Raw genomic sequence first — 20,563 nt, forward strand, 5'->3', positions numbered from 1 at the left:
AAATACTTTTGGCAATGAGTCTAGTCATAGCGAGTTTGAAATTGATTTTTACGTAGGAATTTTTACTTCAACTAATGTTAAGCGGTATTAATTTCCCCTCCTTCTTTTAAGGAGGGTTGTTAAGTTCTCGAAAAAAGCTCCCCTCTCCAATCGGAGAGGGGCTGGGGGTGAGGTCAAAAGGCATCAAAATGTGGTAAAATTGTTGCGTTTTAACCCCACCCTAAATCCCTCCCCAACGGGGAGGGATTTAAAAATAGAGAACTTGACACCCCTGCTTAAAAGAAGGAGGGGAAATTTAAAAACGGGCGTAACATTAGACCTTAAATCAAGATTCAAGAAATATACTCATTTTTTCATCAAACGACTGTTGAAATTCTTCATGTAGTTTCTTAAATGCCGCAATAAGCTGTTTTCCTTCTTCAGTGACAATTGTTCCGCCGCCTTTCTCTCCGCCAGTTTGGGTGCTGACGATGGGTTTAATTGTATGCAGATTCATCGAATTTACCAAATCCCAAGCTTTTTTGTACGACATTCCCATGTGTTTAGCTGCTTGACTAATCGAACCAGTTTCGATGATATTTTCGAGCAATTCCAATCGACCAGGGCCGAGAAAACGGTCATCTTCGCTCTCAATTCTGAGCATTCCAGTAATACGAAAAGTCTTTTCGGGTTTCAATAAATCTTTGATTGGCATTGGTTTTAACAATTTTGGTGCGGTAAAGATAAAAATTCTGCAACTGAAAACTTCTCAAAGTGCTAAAATCACCCAAATCTTCTCTCCAAAATATGATTTTTCTCATTTCAAGATAAAAAATCATTCGATAGTTTTGGTCATTATCTATTCTAAACCTTTGATACAATGACTTCATTTCGTACCCGTCCAAAATTTAAGATTACTTCTGAAAAAAACACTAACGATATTGTAAAACTACTCACCGATGGGCTTGAAAAAACATCGCTACCCGTCGAAGGAAAAGTTTTCAACACACACGGATTACTTCGCATTAAACCCGAACAGCAACATTATTGGTCACCACAATTAAGTATTAGTTTTGAAGAAACCGACGACCACAAAACGATTATCAGAGGAATGTACGGTCCGCATCCGAGTGTTTGGGCGATATTTTTGATGGGTTATGTGTTTTTCGGACTTGGTATATTTTTTATCACAATGATTGGCTTGGTCAGGATGAGTCTAAAATTGGATGCAACTATTTTGTGGATAGTACCAATCTTGGCTATTGGGGCAGTAATCGAATGGATTTTAGGCCAAACAGGCCAAAAAGTAGGAGCAGAGCAAACCTTCACGATTCATCATTTCTTTGAAGATACCATTAATCAGCAAGTACATATCAGTAAGATAAGGTGATTCTTAATTTTATTGTGATGAAAAATAGTTAATATGAATGAATTGCTGGGTAGAGCCGTTGCATCATACAACGGCTCTACTTTTTTATTCACGAAAATAGTATCATTCTAATATTTGATTTACTTTTTTTATAAAGATAAGGAAGTATTAAAATTTATTACTCTACTTATTTGGTAGATTAAATATAGATTCTTAGTTTTGCTTCATCAAACACAAAAATATTTAAGAATGAATCTAAAAATTATCTGTAAAAACTAACAATTATGCAATAAAAAACCAGTTTGGCTGCCACCAAACTGGTCGAGTTTAACAAAAATAATATCACCGCTAAATGACTCCCGACAGCAATCCGAAAATTGTCTGCCAAGAACTTATTTTGCATTAAACGAATACAAATTAATGAAAAAACTTTTAAATTCAATAGTACTTGTAACTGCATTTCTTTTACCTTTTTTTGCTTCGGCTCAAGAGAAACCAACAATTAATGCTACCGTATCTGGAAAGGTGATAGATGCTATAACAAACGAACCTCTCATTGGGGCGAGTGTCTCAATTAAGGGTACTACTAACGGCTCAATAACTGATATTAATGGAGAGTTTTCTTTACTGACAGGTCAGAAACTTCCTTTTACAATAGTTGTTTCTTCGGTAGGTTATTTAAAAAAAGAAATAGTTATTAACGACAATAAAATTGAAATAAAACTAGAACAAGATGTTAATAAATTGGCCGATGTGGTGGTTTCTTCTCGTCGTCGTCAGGAAGCTGTGCAGGATATTCCGATTCCGATTTCGGTTATTCGTGGAGCAACTGCCGAAGATGCTGGAGCTTTCAACGTAAATCGCCTGAAAGAACTCGTCCCGACGGTTCAGCTTTATGCCTCAAATGCCCGCAATACTACCTTAAATATTCGTGGCTTGGGCTCTACATTCGGTCTGACAAATGATGGAATTGACCCAGGAGTTGGATTTTACGTCGATGGTGTCTATTACGCTCGCCCAGCCGCAACAGCCCTTGATTTTGTTGATATCGACCGTGTAGAGGTGCTACGTGGGCCACAAGGAACACTTTTTGGTAAAAACACAACTGCAGGAGCGTTTAATATCACTACTCGTGAAGCCAGTTTCGACCCAACCGCCAGTTTTGAATTAAGCTACGGTAACTACGGTTATATTCAAGCAAAAGGTTCACTCTCAGGGCCTTTGAGTAAGAAATTGGCAGCAAGAATCTCTTTTTCGGGTACGCAACGAGATGGTTTGCTTTTTAATATCAAGACCCAACAAAACATGAACGACATCAATAATCTTGGTTTTAGAGGTCAGTTGTTATATACACCAACCGATAAAATTAAAATCACTTTTATTGCTGATGTCACCGACCAAAAACCAAACGGTTATGGTTGGCCAGTGGCGGGTGTCGTAACAACCAAACGTGCGGCGTATCGCCAGTTTGATGCTATCATCAAAGACTTAAACTATAAATTACCCTACAGCAGCCCATTCGAAAGAGTTATTGACCTCGATACACCATCAAAAGCAGATAACCAGCTGGGCGGTGCTTCGGTAAATGCTGATATAAAAATCGGAAACGGAACATTAACCTCAACTTCGGCATGGCGATATTGGAAATGGACTCCACTCAATGATCGTGATTATACTGGATTGCCAATTTTTACGATTTCAGCGGGAAATTCTGTGCATGAGCAATTATCGCAAGAAATTCGATATTCGGGAAAAATATCATCACAATTGAGTGGTGTAGTAGGCGTGTTTGGGCTTTGGCAAGATTTAAACTCTGATCCAGTTCAGACCGAAGAGGCTGGCTCGGCACAATGGAGATTTGCACAAAGTACAACAAGTGCATTATGGAAAACCCCGGGATTATTTGATAATTTCGGCATCCGTACAACCAATCGTATTCGAAGCACAAGTTTAGCCGTGTTTAGTCAAGCCGATTGGTCGGTTTCTCAAAAACTTCATATTTTGCCAGGTATAAGATATAATTATGACAAGAAAATAGCTAATTTCAAAAGAGAAACCTATGGCGGACTACAAACAACTGATGCCGCTCTAATTGCCCTTAAAAATGCAGTCTATACCAATCAAGCTTTTGATACCGAGGTAACCGAAGGAAACTTTTCTGGACAGTTGACACTACAATATAAAATCAATAAAGATATCAATAGTTTTGCCACTTATTCGGTTAGTTATAAACCAGTTGGCGTAAATATTGGAGGTTTGCCAACCGCCAGCGGACGAGTATTGGTTGAACTTGCAGAAGTGAAGCCAGAGTTTGTACAGCACATTGAAGTCGGCATCAAAACAAAACCATCTTCTAATTCTGTTTTAAATGTTGTGATTTTCAATGATGAAATCAAAGATTATCAAACTCAGGTTCAGACACCCGAGCCAGGCGTAAACAGAGGGTATTTAGCAAATGCTGAAAAGGTACGTGTGAGAGGTATTGAATTAGATGGAAATATCAAAATCAACAATCATTTTATACTTAATGCAGCTTTGGCCTATACAGATGGAAAGTATGTTTCGTTTACTAATGCCCCTGTACCTCTCGAGGAAGTGGGTGGTGCCCAAGCCTTTAAAGATATTTCGGGTGGACGTTTACCAGGTATTTCAAAATGGTCTGGTTCGTTTGGGGCAGAAGCAACTACTAAAGGCAATCTGTTGGGCTTGAAAGGTAATTATTTTGCGGCACTTGATGTATATTTTCGTTCGGAGTTTTCGTCAAGTCCGTCGCCTTCACAATATTTAAATATAGACGGATATGCCTTATTGAACGGTCGAATTGGCTTTAGGGCTTCAAATGGTATTTCGCTTTTTGTTTGGGGTAGAAATCTCGCCAACAAAGATTATTTCGAGCAATTATTGGCGGCTCCGGGTAGTGCGGGTCAATACGCTGGTATTCTGGGCGACCCACGAACTTACGGAACTACGCTTCGTTATACATTTTAAAAACTTTCATGTCATGATTTTTTTCGAAAATAGAGCATGACATGATTAAAAAAAGCAAAAATGCTGCTCAGAAGCTTAAGTTTTTTATTAATTTAGGATTTCAAAGATAAAATTCAATATGACAAAGCATCATACTCAATTCAGTTTTTTAGGAATTTTGACTTCGATAATTTTATTTTCGTTGAGTACAAAAACCGATGATTCTGACTACGAAAAAGAAATAAAAGTGTGGCATCAGAATCGTATAGAAGGACTAAAAAAAGAAAGTGGTTGGCTGAATCTAGCGGGTTTGTTTTGGCTCGAAGAAGGTAGAAATTCGTTTGGTGGAAACACTGAAAACAAAATTGTTTTTCCGAAAGATAGAAGCAAGGCTTTTTTGGGTGATATAATTTTATCGAAAGGAGAAGTTTTTGTGGAAACCAAAGCCGATGCCGAGGTCTTTAATGAAAATGAAAAGGTAGAAAAGCTCAGACTTTTTCCTGCTGAAAAGCCTATCGTGCTGAAGCATAATTCATTACGCTGGTTTGTGATAAAACGTGGCGAACGCTATGCCATCAGGCTTCGAGATTTAGAAAGTCCATTTTTGAAAGAATTTCACGGAATCGAAACTTTCAAAATTGACCCGAAATGGAAATTAAAAGCCAAGTTTGTACCAACCGAAGGTAAGAAAATTGCCATTTTGGACGTAACTGGGCAAACTTCACAACAAGATTCTCCTGGGGTCTTGGTCTTTACTATTGCAGGAAAAGAATATAAATTAGATGCTCTGAAAGAAGGCGATGAGTTTTTTATCATCTTCGGCGATAAAACCAATAAAAAAGAAACCTACGGAGCTGGCCGATTTGTATATGCTGCTAAACCCGATGCCGAGGGTTTCACATATCTCGATTTCAATAAAGCCTATAATCCACCTTGTGCTTTTACACCTTATGCCACTTGCCCGCTTCCGCCTAAACAAAACCTCTTACCGATTGAGATTAGAGCTGGTGAGAAAAACTACGGGAATCATTAAAAATTCATTTTTTAAAACCTAAATAAGCCTATGAGAAGCAGAATTTTACTCGCTTTAATGCTATGTTCATACTCAATTTTTGCTCAGACCGCAAGAAATGTACAAGATGAAGAGCAACTTTGGCTCGGATATTTCAATCAAACCCGCCTAACTGATAAATGGGGAGTTTGGTTTGATTCACATTTTCGTACAACCGAGCATTTCATCAAAGAACCCTCAAGGTTTTTAGGGCGTTTGGGCGTAATGTATTACCTCAACGATGATTTGAAATTTACGAATGCCTACAATTATGCTTATCATTTTCCCGAAGAAGGTCACGCAAATGTTTCGCAGCCCGAACACCGCATTTGGCATCAATTGCAATTGCACACGAAATACGGAAAAGTGAGAACCATGCAGTGGATTCGATTAGAAGAGCGTTTTAGAAGAAAAATCAAAAATGATAACGAGCTGGCCGATGGATACCGATTTGATGAGCGAATACGAGCAAACATGCTCATCAATATTCCTTTGAGTAAGAAAGGTATCGTGCCTAAGACTTTTTCGGCCGTTTTGAACGACGAAATCATGATAAATCTATCAAAAAACAATGTTTATAATGTTTTCGACCAAAATCGTTTCTTCGTTGGACTAGCCTATAATATTGATTCTCACTCAAATTTTCAATTCGGCTATATGAATGTTTACCAACAATTGGCGGCGGGAAACAAATTCAGAAACATCAATAGTATCAGGCTTTTCTATTTTCAAAACCTTGATTTTAGAAAGAAAAAACACTAAAGTTATGATTTCTAAAAAAACAAAATATGCTTTAAAAGCACTCCGAATTTTGGCAAAACATTTTGGTGAATGTAACCCACTGACCGTGCCTGACATCATCGCCGAAGAAAGTTTGCCTCGCCGATTTTTAGAGTCAATTTTGCTTGATTTACGTCGGGGAGGGGTTTTGCAAAGCTCACAAGGAAAGAACGGAGGGTATTTCTTGAAAGAGCCACCGAATCAGATTTCCTTAGCTCGGCTGATTCGGCTGATTGATGGCCCCATAGCCCCTACACACTGTGTTTCATTGCATTTTTATGGTAAATGCGATGACTGTGTAAGCGAAGAATCTTGCAAGATTCGGCCACTCATGATGCAGGTTCGTGATGCAAATTTAGGCGTTTACGAGAGCCTTACCCTGGCCGACATGATTTAATATTTTTTTGATTAAAAAGTATATATTAATTATAGACTAAATAGATTTTATTCTTCATCTACCTAAACCAAACTGCCGATGTGCTGGGGTTTGTTGAAAATAAACCCCAAGTATCAATTTCAAAGAAGGTCGTGAGCCAAAATGGTTGGCGGAGAGTCTGCAAAACCCTCGCAGGTGGTTCGAATCCACCCACGACAACAGAGTCAATCGTTTGGTGATTTTGTTGTATTGCAATTCTGGGTAGAAATATCATTTATCTACTCAGAATCTAATTCTACCACTATTTTTAAACTAAATCCATTATCTTTACGCACTATAAAAAATCTTGTACAACATGAAGAAAGTATATCTCAGTGATTCGGGGCCGAAAGTATCAGAAGCCATTTATGGATTTTGGCGTTGGGAAAATTTAGAAAATACTCCAGCCAAAATGGAGCAAATCATAAATTTATGTTTAGAATTGGGTATTAATACCTTTGACCATGCCGATATTTACGGCGATTCGACCATCGAAGAGCAATTCGGAAAAATCATCGCCAATAAGTCTTTTAAGCGTGAAGATATTGTGCTTTTTAGTAAATGTGGTATTCGTAAATCAAGCAACGGTAAGGTAAGTTATTTCGATAACTCTCATAATTATATTGTGAGTAGCGTTGAAAACTCATTGAAAAAACTCAAAACTGACTATTTAGATATTTTCTTGCTGAACCAAAGCGATTTCTTGGCCGACCCAGAGCAAACCGCAATGACTTTGGCCGAAATCGTTAATTCAGGGAAAGTTAAGCATATCGGAGTAGCTAATTTTACCGCATTCCAACACCAATTATTGGCTTCTTACCTCACGATTCCAATCGTGACAAACCATATCGAACTAAATTTGATGAACATTTCGGCTATCGAAGATGGTCGCCTTGATTTTATTAAGCAAAGTTTCAGCAAACCTTTGGCTTGGGCTCCGCTCGCTGGTGGCGAAATTCTTGATGGAAAAGAAGGAAAATCGGCGGTTTTGAAAACAAAACTCGAAGCAATCGGTAAAAAGTATGATGCTAACGTAGAGCAAACAGCGGTTGCGTGGTTGATGCAGTTGGGTACACTACCAATCATTGGCTCATTGTCAGAAGCTCGTATTCGCAATGCTGCCAGTGCCTCAGATATTAAATTAAGCCGTGAAGACTGGTACGATATTTACCAAACTTCAGTGGCATCTTAAATAAATTAAGAATTGAGAATTAAAAATTAAGAATGATTTTTCTCATTTATTTAAATCGAAAATTCTTAAATAAAAATATGGCAATTGTAGAAAATATTCAGTTCATAGAAAAAGAAATTGAAGGGAAAGGCGTAACGCTGGTGGCGGTGTCGAAGACCAAGCCAGTAGAAATGCTCATGGAAGCTTATAATGCTGGTTTTAAGCGTTTTGGCGAAAACTATGTGCAGGAATTGGTCGATAAATACGAACAAATGCCAAAGGATATCGAATGGCATTTTATTGGTCATTTGCAGTCAAATAAAGCAAAGTATATTGCTCCGTTTGTAAGCCTAATTCACTCGGTTGATAGCTTGAAGTTACTGCAAGAAATCAATAAGCAAGCAGCCAAGCACAATCGAGTGATTGATTGTTTATTGCAAATTTATATTGCCGAAGAAGATACCAAAAGCGGTATGACCGAAGAAGAGTGTTTGGAGATTTTGAAAGCTGAAACGCTGGAAAAACTTCCAAACGTAAGAATCGTAGGGCTGATGGGTATGACAACCCTCACCGACGACGAAACTCAAATCAGAAAAGAGTTTAAAAAGTTGAAAGATTTTTACTCAGAACTCTGCACTTCGCACTCAAAACTCATAACTCTCTCAATGGGTATGAGTGGCGATTATGGTATTGCCATCGAAGAAGGCAGCAACATGATTCGCGTTGGGAGCAAGATTTTTGGCGGTAGAATTTATAAGTGACGTTTACCACAGAGGCACAGATTTTAAGATTGACACGGATAATTTTCAAAAATATTGTGTGTAAATCTGTGAAATCCGTGCCTCCGTGGTAAATTTCTTTCAGCTCGTTTGAAAAAACGTATTCTGATGCTTCTTATATTCACTTCTTCCTAAGCATTAATCTTCCAAAACGCCAAATTTCCCTTTTGCCAAATCATCATACGCCTGCAATATTTCGGCTTTATTATTCATCAAAAATGGACCGTATTGCATGATTGGTTCGTTGATTGGCTCGCCACTTAACACCAATAACACAGCATCTTCGAGGGCTTCGATTTTTATTTCTGTTCCATCGTTTCTGAATAAAATAAAGTTATCTACTGGAGCAGTTTCAGTATCATTTACTTTCACGCTTCCCTCAATTACCACAATTCCTGTGTTGTGTTTTTCATCTAAAGATAAATCAACTATTGCCCCTTTTTTTGCATGAACATTATACATATTGATTGGTGTGAATGTCGATGCTGCACCTTTGATACCTTTATACTCGCCCGCAATTACCTCAACAAGTCCTTGATTATCAGGTAAATAGTATTTGCCAAGTTGAGCATTTTCTATACCTTGATATTTTGGTGTGGTCATTTTGTCTTTGGCTGGCAAATTTACCCAAAGCTGCACCATCTGAAACAACCCACCAGCTTTGCTGTACTCTCGGTCGTGGTATTCTTTGTGTAAAACCCCACTTCCTGCGGTCATCCATTGTACATCGCCTGTGCCGATTATGCCACTGTTTCCGCTACTATCATGGTGAGCAATTTTACCGTGATAAGCAATTGTAACGGTCTCAAAGCCACGGTGTGGATGCACACCCACGCCACGGGGCTCATCTTTTGGTGGAAACTCAACTTTTGAATTATAGTCAAGCAAGAAAAACGGACTCATGCGGTGCATTCCCATTTTATATCCACTCGGAAAAAAATTATGCACTCTGAAACCATCGCCTACCATGTGAGATGGCGGCGGAGTTAATATCTGCTGTACTGATTTTATATGGCTCATTGTCGTATCTATTTAATATTTACACTTACATTATATGTATATACAACTAATTTTATTTATCCATAGTTCCATAGGTTTTTATTTTTTAATTACCTTCACAGAAAATACAATAATTTCTATCAACCTTCTTCAACAACAATGAAAACTCAATTTCTAATCCTCGTATTTCTGACAACTTTTTTGCAATGTAAAGCTGATAAAGTGCTTGATAATGAGCATGATACCAATAAGCAGATGGTTCCGCTCGGTGGAAACGCTTGGACAACCAATGGTGGTGAAATAAAAGAACAAGGCCTGCTAAATTGGAATTCTGACAAAACAGTTTGCCGTACTTATTTTAAAGTTGCCCAGAAAGGCTCGCTCAAAGTATCGGTCGTGATGAATCCGAAAGGAAGTAAAAGTAAAATTAGTGTCAGTATTTTAGGAAAAAGCATTGAGTTTGTGGCGGAAGGTGATGCTGAAAGAGAGTTTTTTGTGGGAGAATGGAATCTGCCACAGGCGGGTTATGTTTCGGTCGATATAAAAGGTATGACTAAAACAAATGCCAATTTCGGAATGATTTCGAGTTTGGGAGTGAGTGGTACTTCGGTTACTTCTGAACTTACGTATGTAAAAAATAATGAAGGGAATTATTTTTATTGGGGAAGAAGAGGGCCTTCGGTACATTTACGTTATCCGACTGATGGTTTAGAGAATGTGGAATGGTTTTATAATGAAGTCACGATTCCGAAAGGAAATGACGTGATTGGCTCGTATTTTATGGCTAATGGCTTTGGCGAAGGCTATTTCGGAATGCAAGTAAATTCGGAAACCGAACGAAGAATTTTGTTTTCGGTTTGGAGTCCGTTCACGACCGATAATCCTGCGGCAATTCCACAAGACCAAAAGATTTTGCTCTTGAAAAAGGGTGATGGGGTCTATACAGGCGAATTTGGCAATGAAGGTTCGGGCGGACAAAGCTATTTAAAGTATAATTGGAAAGCTGGAAATACTTATAAGTTTTTGTTGCAAGGAAAACCTACCACCGATAATTATACCACCTACACGGCTTACTTTTTTGCTCCCGAAGAAAACCAATGGCGACTGATTGCGAGTTTCAAACGCCCGAAAACATCAACTTATTTGAAAAGTTTGTATTCTTTTCTCGAAAACTTTATTCCCGAAACTGGGAACCAAGAACGCATGGGAAACTTTGATAATCAATGGGTTTTTACAGCTAAAAATGGCTGGACAGAACTCAATCAAGTTACACTTACGGCCGATAATACTGCCCGCAAGGGATACCGAGTAGATTATGATGGAGGCATGAAAAATGGTCAGTTTTATTTGAGAAATTGTGGATTCTTTAATGATAATACAAAACTTAATCAAAGCTTTGAGCGACTGAAGAAAGGCAAAATGCCAACGATTGATTTTTCAAAGTTACCATAGTAAAATGTTTCTTCGGATAGTAAATTGAGCCGATTTTGTTCGACCCCATTCGGGGTCTAATATCGGTAGAAAAACAATCACCCTACCAATATCTGACCTCGAATGGGGTCAAACGTGGAAATTTACGTTCGTGTTACTAAGTATTTTAAAGCTTTTAATCTCCGAGCGATAAAGAATTCTGCTTTTTGATTAATTTCACGGCATTAATTATAAAATAGATTATTATGAATAAACTTTTTTTGCAGGCAGGCTCGCTTTTGGGAGCAGTAGGGGTGATGGTTGGTGCTTTTGGGGCTCACGCTCTTAAACCAATGCTTACGGCAAGTGGTCGATTCGAGACTTTCGAGACTGGTGTTCGCTACCAATTTTATCATGCAATCGCATTGGTATTGATAGGTATTTTATCGAAACATATTTCAAATAAAACCCTTACTTACAGTGGTTATTGCATGTTGGCGGGCGTATTGATTTTTAGCGGAGCTTTATATACTATTTGTTTTACAGGCCTCAATGTATTCGGGGCGGTTGCTCCAATTGGTGGTACTTTACTCGTAATTGGTTGGTTATTAATGTTTTGGGCAATTACAAAGGATTGAATACAACAATTTTGAAATTTTAAAATTCATTGCCGTCTGCTTTAGCTGACGGTTTTTGGACAGAAACAAATTCGACTTTAGTCAAAACAGGTATTTCGACTAAAGTCGAATTTGTTTTTATATAAGGTACCGTTAGTTAAAACTGACGGCAATGAGAGTTTGCAAATTTTTAGACTTGTACTATACTCACTAAATTCGGGATGACTTATACATGGGTATAACTTTATTTCTACTCCACATACTCAAAACTTGGTCCGACTGTAATACTGCTACCTTCTGCAATCGGAATTTTCATTAGTTCGAGGGCTTTGTATTTCAAGTCATACATCAACGCAATTCCCTGCATTAATAATTGTGGATTTCCATTACAAGCATCGTGAATATTATTGAGCAAAGCCATATAAGTTTTATTGAAGTTATATGATTTCTGCCAAATTTCAGAGTCTTTCGGTAAATCTGTCATCTTAGGATTTTCTTTCATGTTATAAACTGCATCCCAGTCTACCGTTATTGGTTTTCCTGTTGGTGGCTCTTGTGGGCTATCTCTTGGGCGATATTTTTGTTCGTGATAAATCTCATTGAAGCGGAAATAATGAGCATATTCGATTCCCTCGCCAAATAATTCGTGGTCGGGGTCTTCAATCTCTCCATCGATTCCTTCGCCTTGCCCCACAATTTCATCAATGGCCAAAATGGCGTCATCTAAGCAATAAACTGAAACGAGTTTTCCACCACTGCCATAATATTGCTCGGTGGTGATTTGTAATTCGGGTTTTCCGGTGAAGATTCCGCCCTCAATGGCCTTATCAAGCCATTTTAGTCTTCTTTTGATGGAAGCATAAAATTCGCCAATCGAATGATATTCCTTTCCTGGATGTGGTTTATGCTCGGCCGATTTCTCGATTTGCAAGAAAGTGCTTATCGAACTCTTCGAAAATTTTTCGAGACTTACATAAAAATCTTCGGTGATTTTCGGAAGTTTGGTTGGGTATTCGGGAATAAAATCGGGCGTGTTGATGGCTGGGCTACCACCGATGGCGTTGAGAATATTGGCAGCCATAATCATGTGTAGCATTTCTTCTAAAACAATGCTTTTGATGGTATTGGCTGCGTAATCGTTTGCACCGTCTTTGATAGAATATAACGCACAAAGATACGGCGGAATGGTTGAATGCTCCAGCTCAATGGCCGATTGTATATCATCTTTTAAGATTTCGAGCTTTTTGTGGAGGGTTTCTTGCGAAGCTGTCTCAAATTGCTCACCGCTGCTTTTTAATTGAATAGTATCGAATCTATCCGAAATGATTTTGTGGCGTTTCGGATTATTTGTTTGAAAGAGTGATTCCATGGCTTAGTTTTCTAATTGTTTGAGAATTGCCTCGGCGGCTTTAAAACTGAGAGCGGTCATCGTAAGCGTTGGGTTCGATGTTCCGAGAGTTGGCATGTTTCCACAGCCTACGAGATATAGATTTTCGTGGTCCCATGTGCGTTGGTTTTTATCAACCACCGAATCTTCTTTCGATGAACCCATGCGATGCGTACCTACGATATGCCCAGCCCCCCAGAAATTATAGCCTTGACCTTTGTAGGTTACGTAGTCGGGGTCGTTGGCCACACTGTAAGCAGTGTAATCTTCCACGCCATTGGCCGCAAAAATTTGGTCAGAAACTTTTTTGGCCGCTTCAAACGATTTCTTCATGTATTCCGAAGCATCGTAGTGAATTACAGGGCGATAATTATCAAGTTGGTCTTTGTACTGCGGGTCAATCGTCACTCGATTATTTGGGTCGGGCGTTTGTTCGCACTCAAAATGCAACAATAATTGTCGAGGAAGTACATCGTTGAGGTGGCTACGCAGTTTTTTACCAAACATTCCGCTACTCACGGCCGAGCTTACATCAGAGCCAGGTGAAAAAACTGGCCAAGACCAGCCCCAGTTATCAATTGGCGAAATCCAAGCGGCGTGCTCTTTTCTAAATTCTCCATCTCTAAAAGTCGGAATATTAGTCGTAGAACCTGGCCCACGATACGGATAAGCTTTTTCGGGAAGTAGTCCCCAAGTAAGCATCACGAGGTGGTCCATGAGGTTACGGCCAACTTGGTCGCTCGAATTGGCAATGCCCGATGTCAACAAAATTTTTGCATTTTCAATGGCACTGGCCGCCAACACATAAATTTTGCCTCGTGCAATGGCAGTATCATAGACAGTCGAGTTTTCGTATTTATATTTTTTGTACTCGATGCCCGTGATGGCGTTGGTAATTTCATCAGTATATATTTTAGAAGCCACAGCTTGGGTAATAATTTTTAGTCGTTTCGGGTCGGACTTGCGAAGAGTCTTGAGTGCATTGTATTTGGCTTGCACTGGGCAAATAGGCACACAACTGGCATTGCCTTCGCAGCGATGTCCTGTGTTTTGGTCCCAGATAGCACCCACTGGCTCGTATTCTTCATCGTTTTTGACCAGTTCGAGCTTTTGGGCTTTTTTATTCCAATACGTTCCTGCAAACTTATAAGCAGGGTTTGGAATTGAATTTCGGCCTTGTGGTGTGCTGATGCAGGTAATCGTATATTCTTTACCGTGAAGTTTTACTTTGAGATTTTGTGTTTTTTCGATACACACTTGGTCGAGATAACTTTGTGGAATCTCTTTCATCGGAAAAACATATCCTTCTCCGTAATTCTCAATGCCCATATCTGGCCCAACTTGGTCTTCAACATTGCCCGAAACCCCGATTTCGTTTTCAGCCATTTCGTAATAAGGCATGAGCTCGTCGTATGAAATGGGCCAGTCGACACCCTGACCGTAGAGTGTTTGCATCTGAAAATCGTTGGGCAACATACGTGGCGTAGAACCCAACCAGTGAAGCGTAGTCCCGCCCGGCCCACGCAGACAGTCGCTACCAAAAGGCAATGGCCCTGCCTGCACCAAATAACCTTTGGTTGATGGGCTATTAGTTTGCGTAATTGGCTCAATATCAAGTACATCAATCGACTGAGCATCTTTGATATTCGGATACGGCGAATTTGGCACTTTGGCCGATGCCTTATAAAATGTATCTATGTAATATTGGTAATTCTTGTAGGCAGCTTCGGGGTCGAAAGCCATGCCAGCTTGCAATCCTGCTTCGAGTAGTAATACGTTTTTGCCAGCATTGGTAAGCGTTTTTGCCAAAACACTTCCTGCAATACCCGAACCAACGATTACGACATCAAATTCTTCTTTTGTCTTCTTTTCCATTTTTGTTGAGCATTATTTGGTTGGAATTCTGATTGGTAAGTTGGCCCAAGAGCCGTAGCCAGGCTGCTTTGCACCGGGTGGGTGTGCTTCGGCCGCATCCCACATCAAGCCTTGTTGATACGACTGCGTGCTGATGACATCGCTTCCCCAGTTGCCAGTGTACCAAACCAAAATAATGTTTTTGGCTATGCCATCATAAGCCGAGTCGGGTATGAGACGTGCCGCAATGGCCGCATTGATTTGGTCTTCATCGCCCGCTGATTCGAGCAGGATTTCATCAACTTCGGCAAAGAAATAATGGAGTGTTTCGGGCGAAAACTTTTCCAGAAAAACATTGAAATAAGTTTCTAACATGCCCGTACCCAAAAGCTCAACTTCGCTGTATCCCGTTAGGTAGGTCGAGATAGTCAAGAAGGTTTTACTTGAAACTACGTGGTTGTTCATTGTGTAAGTAAAGTTTAACAGATTTTAGAGGAAATGTATAGGGTATGGGTGCCACAATGGCTTGATAGATAGTGGATTAGGTTTTAATGGCTATAACGTTTACTAAGGTTTAGCAAAGATATATTGAATAGTAAAAACGCAAATGCGTATAAATACCTGTTTTTGAAATCGGGCATTTATACGCTTCTGTGGCTTGAAGATTTGCAATAGTTTTGTGTATCCTAAAAGTAATTCACACACTACTTTTAGTGATGCTCCCGCCTTTATAAAAACCGTTATACTATACGAAACTTAATGCCATGCCAAAAACTAAAAAAAATTATGAAGTAATTGTGATAGGAGGGGGAGCAATGGGGCTTTCTACTGCCTATCATCTGGGTAAGAAAAAAACGGATACGCTTGTACTGGAGCAGTTTCGTTTTATTAATCAAATGGGAAGTTCGGCGGGAGTTTCTCGACAATTCAGAATTCCGTATCCCGAGAGCTACATGGTGCAATTTGTGTTGGATTCTGAGCCTTATTGGGACGAATTGCAATCGCATACGCCCGTAAAGTTATTAGATAAAGTGGGCACGCTTTGGTTTGGCGACCCATCCGTGAAGTCAACCGAGGGAAATATCAGTCAAGCCGAAAAGGCACTACAACAACTCAATGTGCCTTATACTTCGCTCACTTCTAAGGAGATCGAAGAGCAATATCATTTTAAAAACTTACCCGAAACTTACACAGGTTTATTTCAAGCCGATGGAGCAAGTATTGATTTACGAGCGACCTTGCAAACGCTTTATGATTTGAACTCGAAAAGTCCTTACGTGACAATGAAAGAAGAATGCCCCGTAATTGGGGTGAAACAGCACAAAGATACCTTTGAGATTACCACGCCCGAAGGTACGTTTATCTCCGAAAAACTGGTGATTGTTCCTGGGCCTTACATTGATAGTGTAATTAATCAACTAAATTTTACGATAAGGGCCACTTATTGGAATATGACCTCGGCATATTTCAAGAAACTCGACCCTAAGATTCAGTATCCAACGTGGTTTGTTTTTCAGAATGCCGTTGGCAGCAATGGGAATCAGTTTTACGGCTTTCCGAGTGTTGATTGGAATCATCCTGAATATATTCGAGTTGCTCCCGACTTTGTTATACAACCCTTAACCAATCCTAATCAGCGTACGCTTGTGCCAAATCCACAGGAATTGGCCTATACGGCTCAGTGGGTAAAAGACCACATGACTGGCCTCGACCCAACTCCACATTATACTTCCACTTGTCTGATAGCTTTGAGCGATGTGCCAACCAAAGAACTAATCATTGATTTTGCTCCTAATTATGTCCCGAATCATCAAGATATTGTGCTTTATGCTACAGGTTGGGCAGCGAAATTTGTGCCGTTTTTAGGGAAAATCTTAACCGATTTAACCCTTGATGGTAAAACACCCTATGATATTAAGCATTTTCAGTTGGGACACAAATACTTTAAATCTCTTTAAAAAATCGGCAAAAAAACTGAAGCTTGTACATTGTGATGTTTACTAAACAAATGGACTACATCCTCAATTTTTAATTCTCAATTCTTAATTGTGCTAAAAGCACCTATAACCATGAAAACTTATTCAATTTTTGGAGCGGGAGCTTCGGGGCTTTACACGGCATGGCGACTTCTGAACGGAGTGGCCGAAACCGAAGAAGGCAAAGCCAAACAACTAAAAAAAGGTGATACCCTCGAATTGTATGATTGGGGAAAATACGATTTTTCGAGCGAATATACGGGAACTCGTGCGGCAGGAGCCAGAATCTGTACGTGGCATTACCAAAATGACAATACAAAATCGTACCTCGAATTGGGCGGAATGAGGTATTCGTACTGGAATGGCGATAATGGTGGTGAAGCAGGTGGGCATCGTGTAGTAACGACGGTTATTAATCAATTGGGGCTTGATAAATATTCGGTGCCATTCAATGAGTCAACAAATCCGTTGTATTATTTGCGTACAAAAAATATGTACCTTAATGATATAACATCAAGCAACCCAGCACCCTATAATGTTGACCATTTTGGTGCAACAGACTCGCCCGATACTGGTTTTGCTACCGTCGAGAATTTGGCAGTTACGGCCACTTCTGGCCCACAGACCCGTGCCGAATGGTGCGATTTTTATGAAAACGGAAGAATCAATGTCGATTTACCCGATTCGTCGGTTTACCAAAAAGGCGATTTATTGAAAGATATTGGCTATTGGAATTTGATGTATGACCAACTGGGTTCGGAGGGGTATAATTACGTGGCTGATGGAAATGGATATTCGTCGAACGTCATCAACTGGAACTCTGCAGTGGCGTTTCAATCGAATAATGAATTTACCCCTGGCAACGAATACCGCACACTTACATTGGGTTTTTCGAGTATGTTTAATGCTCTTTTCGATGAAATTCTGAAATTAGCTTCCGAAAAAGGTATCAATTTTGAATATCATCCAAATACTCGCCTACACTCGATTTTACAAATTGATGGTGTGATTCATTACGGAATCGCTACTCGTAAAAATCCAAATAAAAAAAGTGCTTCAAAAACAACCGATGCTGCTTGGTTGGCCATGCCACGCTACGCCATTGATTTGGTTGCCCAAGCCACACGCTACGAAAACCACGAAGGAATTGATGTGCTGAATCATAGAAAAGTACAACTTTTCTTAGAGTCGGCCATTATGCAACCTTCGTATAAAGTAGGAATGTTTTTCGATAGAGAATGGTGGACAGAAAGCACAACGCCGTATCCCGCACCGATTTTGAGTTATGAAATTACGAGCGATGTCTTGACTCAACTCAGTGATTTTCCGCAGGAATACATCAATCTTATTGCCGCTGATGATAATTTGATGGAAACGCCGTTTGCTTCGGCAGCTGATTTCATCAAAGCCGTTGAGGCCTGCGTTGAAGAACGATTGACTTACAAACAAGAACAACAAATCTTGACTACCGCCAAACGAAATACCATTGGACCGAGCGTGACTGATACGCCAATTCGTCAGGTAGTTTATTTTGGAAATAATGCTCTCGATGAAAAAGCCGAACCAGTTTACGGGCTTTTGGCAAGTTATGACGATGAAAGTTTTACGACTTTCTGGCAAGAGCTTGAATTAGGCCCTAATGCCGAGCGTAAAATTCCAATTTCGGAAAACACACAACCACTCGATGGCCCTCGCAAGGCCCCCGAGATTATGGTCAAGATGCTTCGTAAGCAATTGGCAGCGGTGCATTTTGGCCCAGCTTCCGATTATACGGCCGTGCCTGAGCCACTCGAAGTTTCGTACATGGACTGGTCATTGCCGCCATTCAATGCGGGCTATCATGCTTATGCTGCTCACTACAATATTGGCGAAGTACAACAAAATATTCGTAAGCCATCTCAATTAATTGACGGAGCAGATGCCAATATTTTTATTGTAGGCGAAACCTATTCGAACGACCAAGCTTGGGTAGAAGGAGCTTACTGCACGGCCGAGTCGGTATTGAACGACTTCTTTGGAATCAAGCCAATCATTGACGACACCAATTATCCATTTATTTGTCCGAGTTCTAAAAAATAGATTTAACATTTAACCTCAAAACACTTACAGTCATGAAAACTAAATTTGGTGTAATACCAGCAGGTATCCAAATACTCACAAAAGCACAGGCTTCTCAAGTAGATTTAGGACCCCTCACACAACTTCAAGGTACTTGGGAGAGCGACCCAGGTATGGGTTGGAATGTTATTGCAGTTCCCGGACCACCACAACAGGAGTTTGTGTTAGAAGTAATTCCGTACATCGAAACACTTACTTTTAAACCAGTCGTGACGGCCAGTAATCGTGGACCATTTATTGACGGCGTAGAAAATACCCAACAAATAGTGGGCTTGATGTACGAGCAAGTCATTCATAGTACCTGCGAAACTGATTTCTGTAATTCGAGGGGATTCGGAAAAGGACAAGAAATTCATGCCGAAAGAGGGTTTTTCTTGAATATTCAAAACCTTAATTCAAACTTTGATGTGGTTCGTTTGGCAACAATTCCGCACGGAAATTCGGTACTTGCCCCAGGTACATCATTTGATACACTGCCACCCAACAACGATTTCTTTGGCACTGCTAATACTTTCCCTTTTGCTGTGGCGGGTCGCTTACCTTTAGGATATGGTGAAGGCCAATATAATACAAACCAATTTCCGGAGTTTAATCAATTAAATCCTAATTCGTTTTTAGAAACTACATTAGGTTCGCAGAAATTGGCAAGCATGACTACCTTATCGTTCTCGACAAAGAATACGGATGGAGGTATTTTGAATATTCCGTTTATCCAACAAAATATCAAAACAACCGACATGGAGGCAATTTTTTGGATAGAAGAAATCGAAAACCCAACAGCTGGGCAGCCTAATATTTTACAATTACAATATACACAGACAATCAATTTGGTATTCCCACCAACGGGGCAAAATATTCCAGTGGTTTGGCCACACGTGACCGTAAATACCATGAGAAAAGTATCATAAAAAAACCAAGAGGCTGTCTCAAAAGTTTTCTTCACAAAAGAATATTTGGATAGCATTTGACCGAGCGTCGGCCGCCTCACCCTCTAAATCTCCCTCTCCTCGCAGGAGAGGGAGACTTAGAGCCCTTCTCCTGTGAGGAGAAGGGTTGGGATGAGGTGATTTGCAGAATATTATTTGGTTGATTTTATTTTTAAGACAGCCTTTTATTTCAATGTATCAAAACCAATTTCAAACTCAACTCTACCACTTCGCCCATACTTTTACAATTCAGAAAATTAGTATTTTGATAATGCCTTGCCAAATCTTTTTTGAGAGATTCTAGATTTTCTGGCAACGAAAGCGTATCTTTTTTCATGGTTTCAATCAAATCGTGCATTCTGCTTTTTTCTTCTCGCAATCTATTGGCAATGAGCGTTCGTTCTTCGGCTTGGTATTGTTTCACCGACTCGGGCGTAAGAAACTTCATTCCCATCTGAATCATAGCATTGTTTTGCTTAAAGTACTGTGGCATGTAGACCGACTTTGACGCCTCGTATGATTGTTGGTCGAAGTCAATCGCTCGTAGGCGGTAATGGAAATCTTCAAAATCAGGCGTAACAATTATCACAAAATTTGAGGAGTGCATATCGCCCAAAAGCCTTACAAAACAACGCTCGTTGAACTTGATAAACTCTTTACTCAAACGAATGGGATTAAAATTGGCATCGTTGAGGTGATTATTCATAAACTGGTCGGCAGGAATACCAGCGATGTGTTCTTCAACGAGTGTATCTTCGTGCGTAC

General features: G+C 39.8%; 17 protein-coding genes and 1 pseudogene. 12 read left to right on the plus strand and 6 right to left on the minus strand.

What is annotated here, in order from left to right:
* Positions 1-325: 325 nt before the first annotated feature.
* On the minus strand, positions 326-694 hold the full coding sequence (locus tag ACOVO2_RS08085) for a winged helix-turn-helix domain-containing protein (RefSeq protein WP_421769470.1): 369 nt from the start codon (positions 692-694) through the stop codon (positions 326-328).
* 165 nt (positions 695-859) lie between these two features.
* Here ACOVO2_RS08085 and ACOVO2_RS08090 point away from each other — a divergent pair, with 165 nt between their 5' ends.
* From ACOVO2_RS08090 to ACOVO2_RS08120, 7 genes are all read left to right on the plus strand, one after another.
* Positions 860-1,369: a hypothetical protein gene (locus tag ACOVO2_RS08090; RefSeq protein ID WP_421769471.1), complete on the plus strand. Its 510-nt coding sequence runs from the start codon at positions 860-862 to the stop codon at positions 1,367-1,369.
* 399 nt (positions 1,370-1,768) lie between these two features.
* The gene (locus tag ACOVO2_RS08095; RefSeq protein WP_421769472.1) at positions 1,769-4,336 is read left to right on the plus strand and encodes a TonB-dependent receptor; all 2,568 of its coding nucleotides are present in this window, start codon (positions 1,769-1,771) and stop codon (positions 4,334-4,336) included.
* Positions 4,337-4,454: 118 nt separating this feature from the next.
* Positions 4,455-5,348, plus strand: coding sequence for a DUF1684 domain-containing protein (locus ACOVO2_RS08100; RefSeq protein ID WP_421769473.1), 894 nt, complete (start codon positions 4,455-4,457; stop codon positions 5,346-5,348).
* A 30-nt stretch (positions 5,349-5,378) separates the two neighbouring features.
* Complete coding sequence (locus ACOVO2_RS08105; RefSeq protein WP_421769474.1) at positions 5,379-6,128, plus strand: DUF2490 domain-containing protein; 750 nt, start codon at positions 5,379-5,381, stop codon at positions 6,126-6,128.
* A gap of 4 nt (positions 6,129-6,132) precedes the next feature.
* Positions 6,133-6,543, plus strand: a complete 411-nt coding sequence (locus ACOVO2_RS08110) for an RrF2 family transcriptional regulator (protein WP_421769475.1) — start codon at positions 6,133-6,135, stop codon at positions 6,541-6,543.
* A gap of 334 nt (positions 6,544-6,877) precedes the next feature.
* The gene (locus ACOVO2_RS08115) at positions 6,878-7,753 is read left to right on the plus strand and encodes an aldo/keto reductase (RefSeq protein ID WP_421769476.1); all 876 of its coding nucleotides are present in this window, start codon (positions 6,878-6,880) and stop codon (positions 7,751-7,753) included.
* A 77-nt stretch (positions 7,754-7,830) separates the two neighbouring features.
* Complete coding sequence (locus ACOVO2_RS08120) at positions 7,831-8,493, plus strand: YggS family pyridoxal phosphate-dependent enzyme (protein WP_421769477.1); 663 nt, start codon at positions 7,831-7,833, stop codon at positions 8,491-8,493.
* A gap of 156 nt (positions 8,494-8,649) precedes the next feature.
* Here the strand turns inward: ACOVO2_RS08120 and ACOVO2_RS08125 are convergent, their stop codons facing one another.
* Positions 8,650-9,531 (minus strand): pirin family protein, encoded by an 882-nt coding sequence (locus ACOVO2_RS08125; protein WP_421769478.1) that lies wholly within the window; start codon positions 9,529-9,531, stop codon positions 8,650-8,652.
* Positions 9,532-9,669: 138 nt separating this feature from the next.
* Between ACOVO2_RS08125 and ACOVO2_RS08130 the strand changes: the two genes are divergently transcribed.
* Complete coding sequence (locus ACOVO2_RS08130) at positions 9,670-10,962, plus strand: DUF3472 domain-containing protein (RefSeq protein WP_421769479.1); 1,293 nt, start codon at positions 9,670-9,672, stop codon at positions 10,960-10,962.
* A gap of 224 nt (positions 10,963-11,186) precedes the next feature.
* Complete coding sequence (locus ACOVO2_RS08135; RefSeq protein ID WP_421769480.1) at positions 11,187-11,558, plus strand: DUF423 domain-containing protein; 372 nt, start codon at positions 11,187-11,189, stop codon at positions 11,556-11,558.
* 229 nt (positions 11,559-11,787) lie between these two features.
* Here ACOVO2_RS08135 and ACOVO2_RS08140 read toward each other — a convergent pair whose 3' ends face one another.
* From ACOVO2_RS08140 to ACOVO2_RS08150, 3 genes are read right to left on the minus strand one after another with little or no spacing between them, the layout of a single operon-like run.
* Positions 11,788-12,906, minus strand: a complete 1,119-nt coding sequence (locus ACOVO2_RS08140) for a ferritin-like domain-containing protein (RefSeq protein WP_421769481.1) — start codon at positions 12,904-12,906, stop codon at positions 11,788-11,790.
* A 3-nt stretch (positions 12,907-12,909) separates the two neighbouring features.
* Positions 12,910-14,799, minus strand: a complete 1,890-nt coding sequence (locus tag ACOVO2_RS08145) for a GMC family oxidoreductase (protein WP_421769482.1) — start codon at positions 14,797-14,799, stop codon at positions 12,910-12,912.
* Positions 14,800-14,811: 12 nt separating this feature from the next.
* On the minus strand, positions 14,812-15,243 hold the full coding sequence (locus ACOVO2_RS08150) for a hypothetical protein (RefSeq protein ID WP_421769483.1): 432 nt from the start codon (positions 15,241-15,243) through the stop codon (positions 14,812-14,814).
* A 299-nt stretch (positions 15,244-15,542) separates the two neighbouring features.
* Here ACOVO2_RS08150 and ACOVO2_RS08155 point away from each other — a divergent pair, with 299 nt between their 5' ends.
* From ACOVO2_RS08155 to ACOVO2_RS08165, 3 genes are all read left to right on the plus strand, one after another.
* Positions 15,543-16,736 carry an FAD-dependent oxidoreductase gene (locus tag ACOVO2_RS08155; protein WP_421769484.1) on the plus strand — a complete coding sequence of 398 codons (1,194 nt, stop codon included), beginning with the start codon at positions 15,543-15,545 and terminating at the stop codon, positions 16,734-16,736.
* A gap of 111 nt (positions 16,737-16,847) precedes the next feature.
* On the plus strand, positions 16,848-18,833 hold the full coding sequence (locus ACOVO2_RS08160; RefSeq protein ID WP_421769485.1) for a hypothetical protein: 1,986 nt from the start codon (positions 16,848-16,850) through the stop codon (positions 18,831-18,833).
* A gap of 32 nt (positions 18,834-18,865) precedes the next feature.
* Complete coding sequence (locus ACOVO2_RS08165) at positions 18,866-19,780, plus strand: heme-binding protein (protein WP_421769486.1); 915 nt, start codon at positions 18,866-18,868, stop codon at positions 19,778-19,780.
* A gap of 208 nt (positions 19,781-19,988) precedes the next feature.
* Here ACOVO2_RS08165 and ACOVO2_RS08170 read toward each other — a convergent pair.
* Positions 19,989-20,563, minus strand: a pseudogene (locus ACOVO2_RS08170) (hypothetical protein); the annotation flags it as partial.

Origin of the sequence: Emticicia sp., from assembly GCF_049241225.1 — a bacterium.
Taxonomy (GTDB): domain Bacteria; phylum Bacteroidota; class Bacteroidia; order Cytophagales; family Spirosomataceae; genus Emticicia.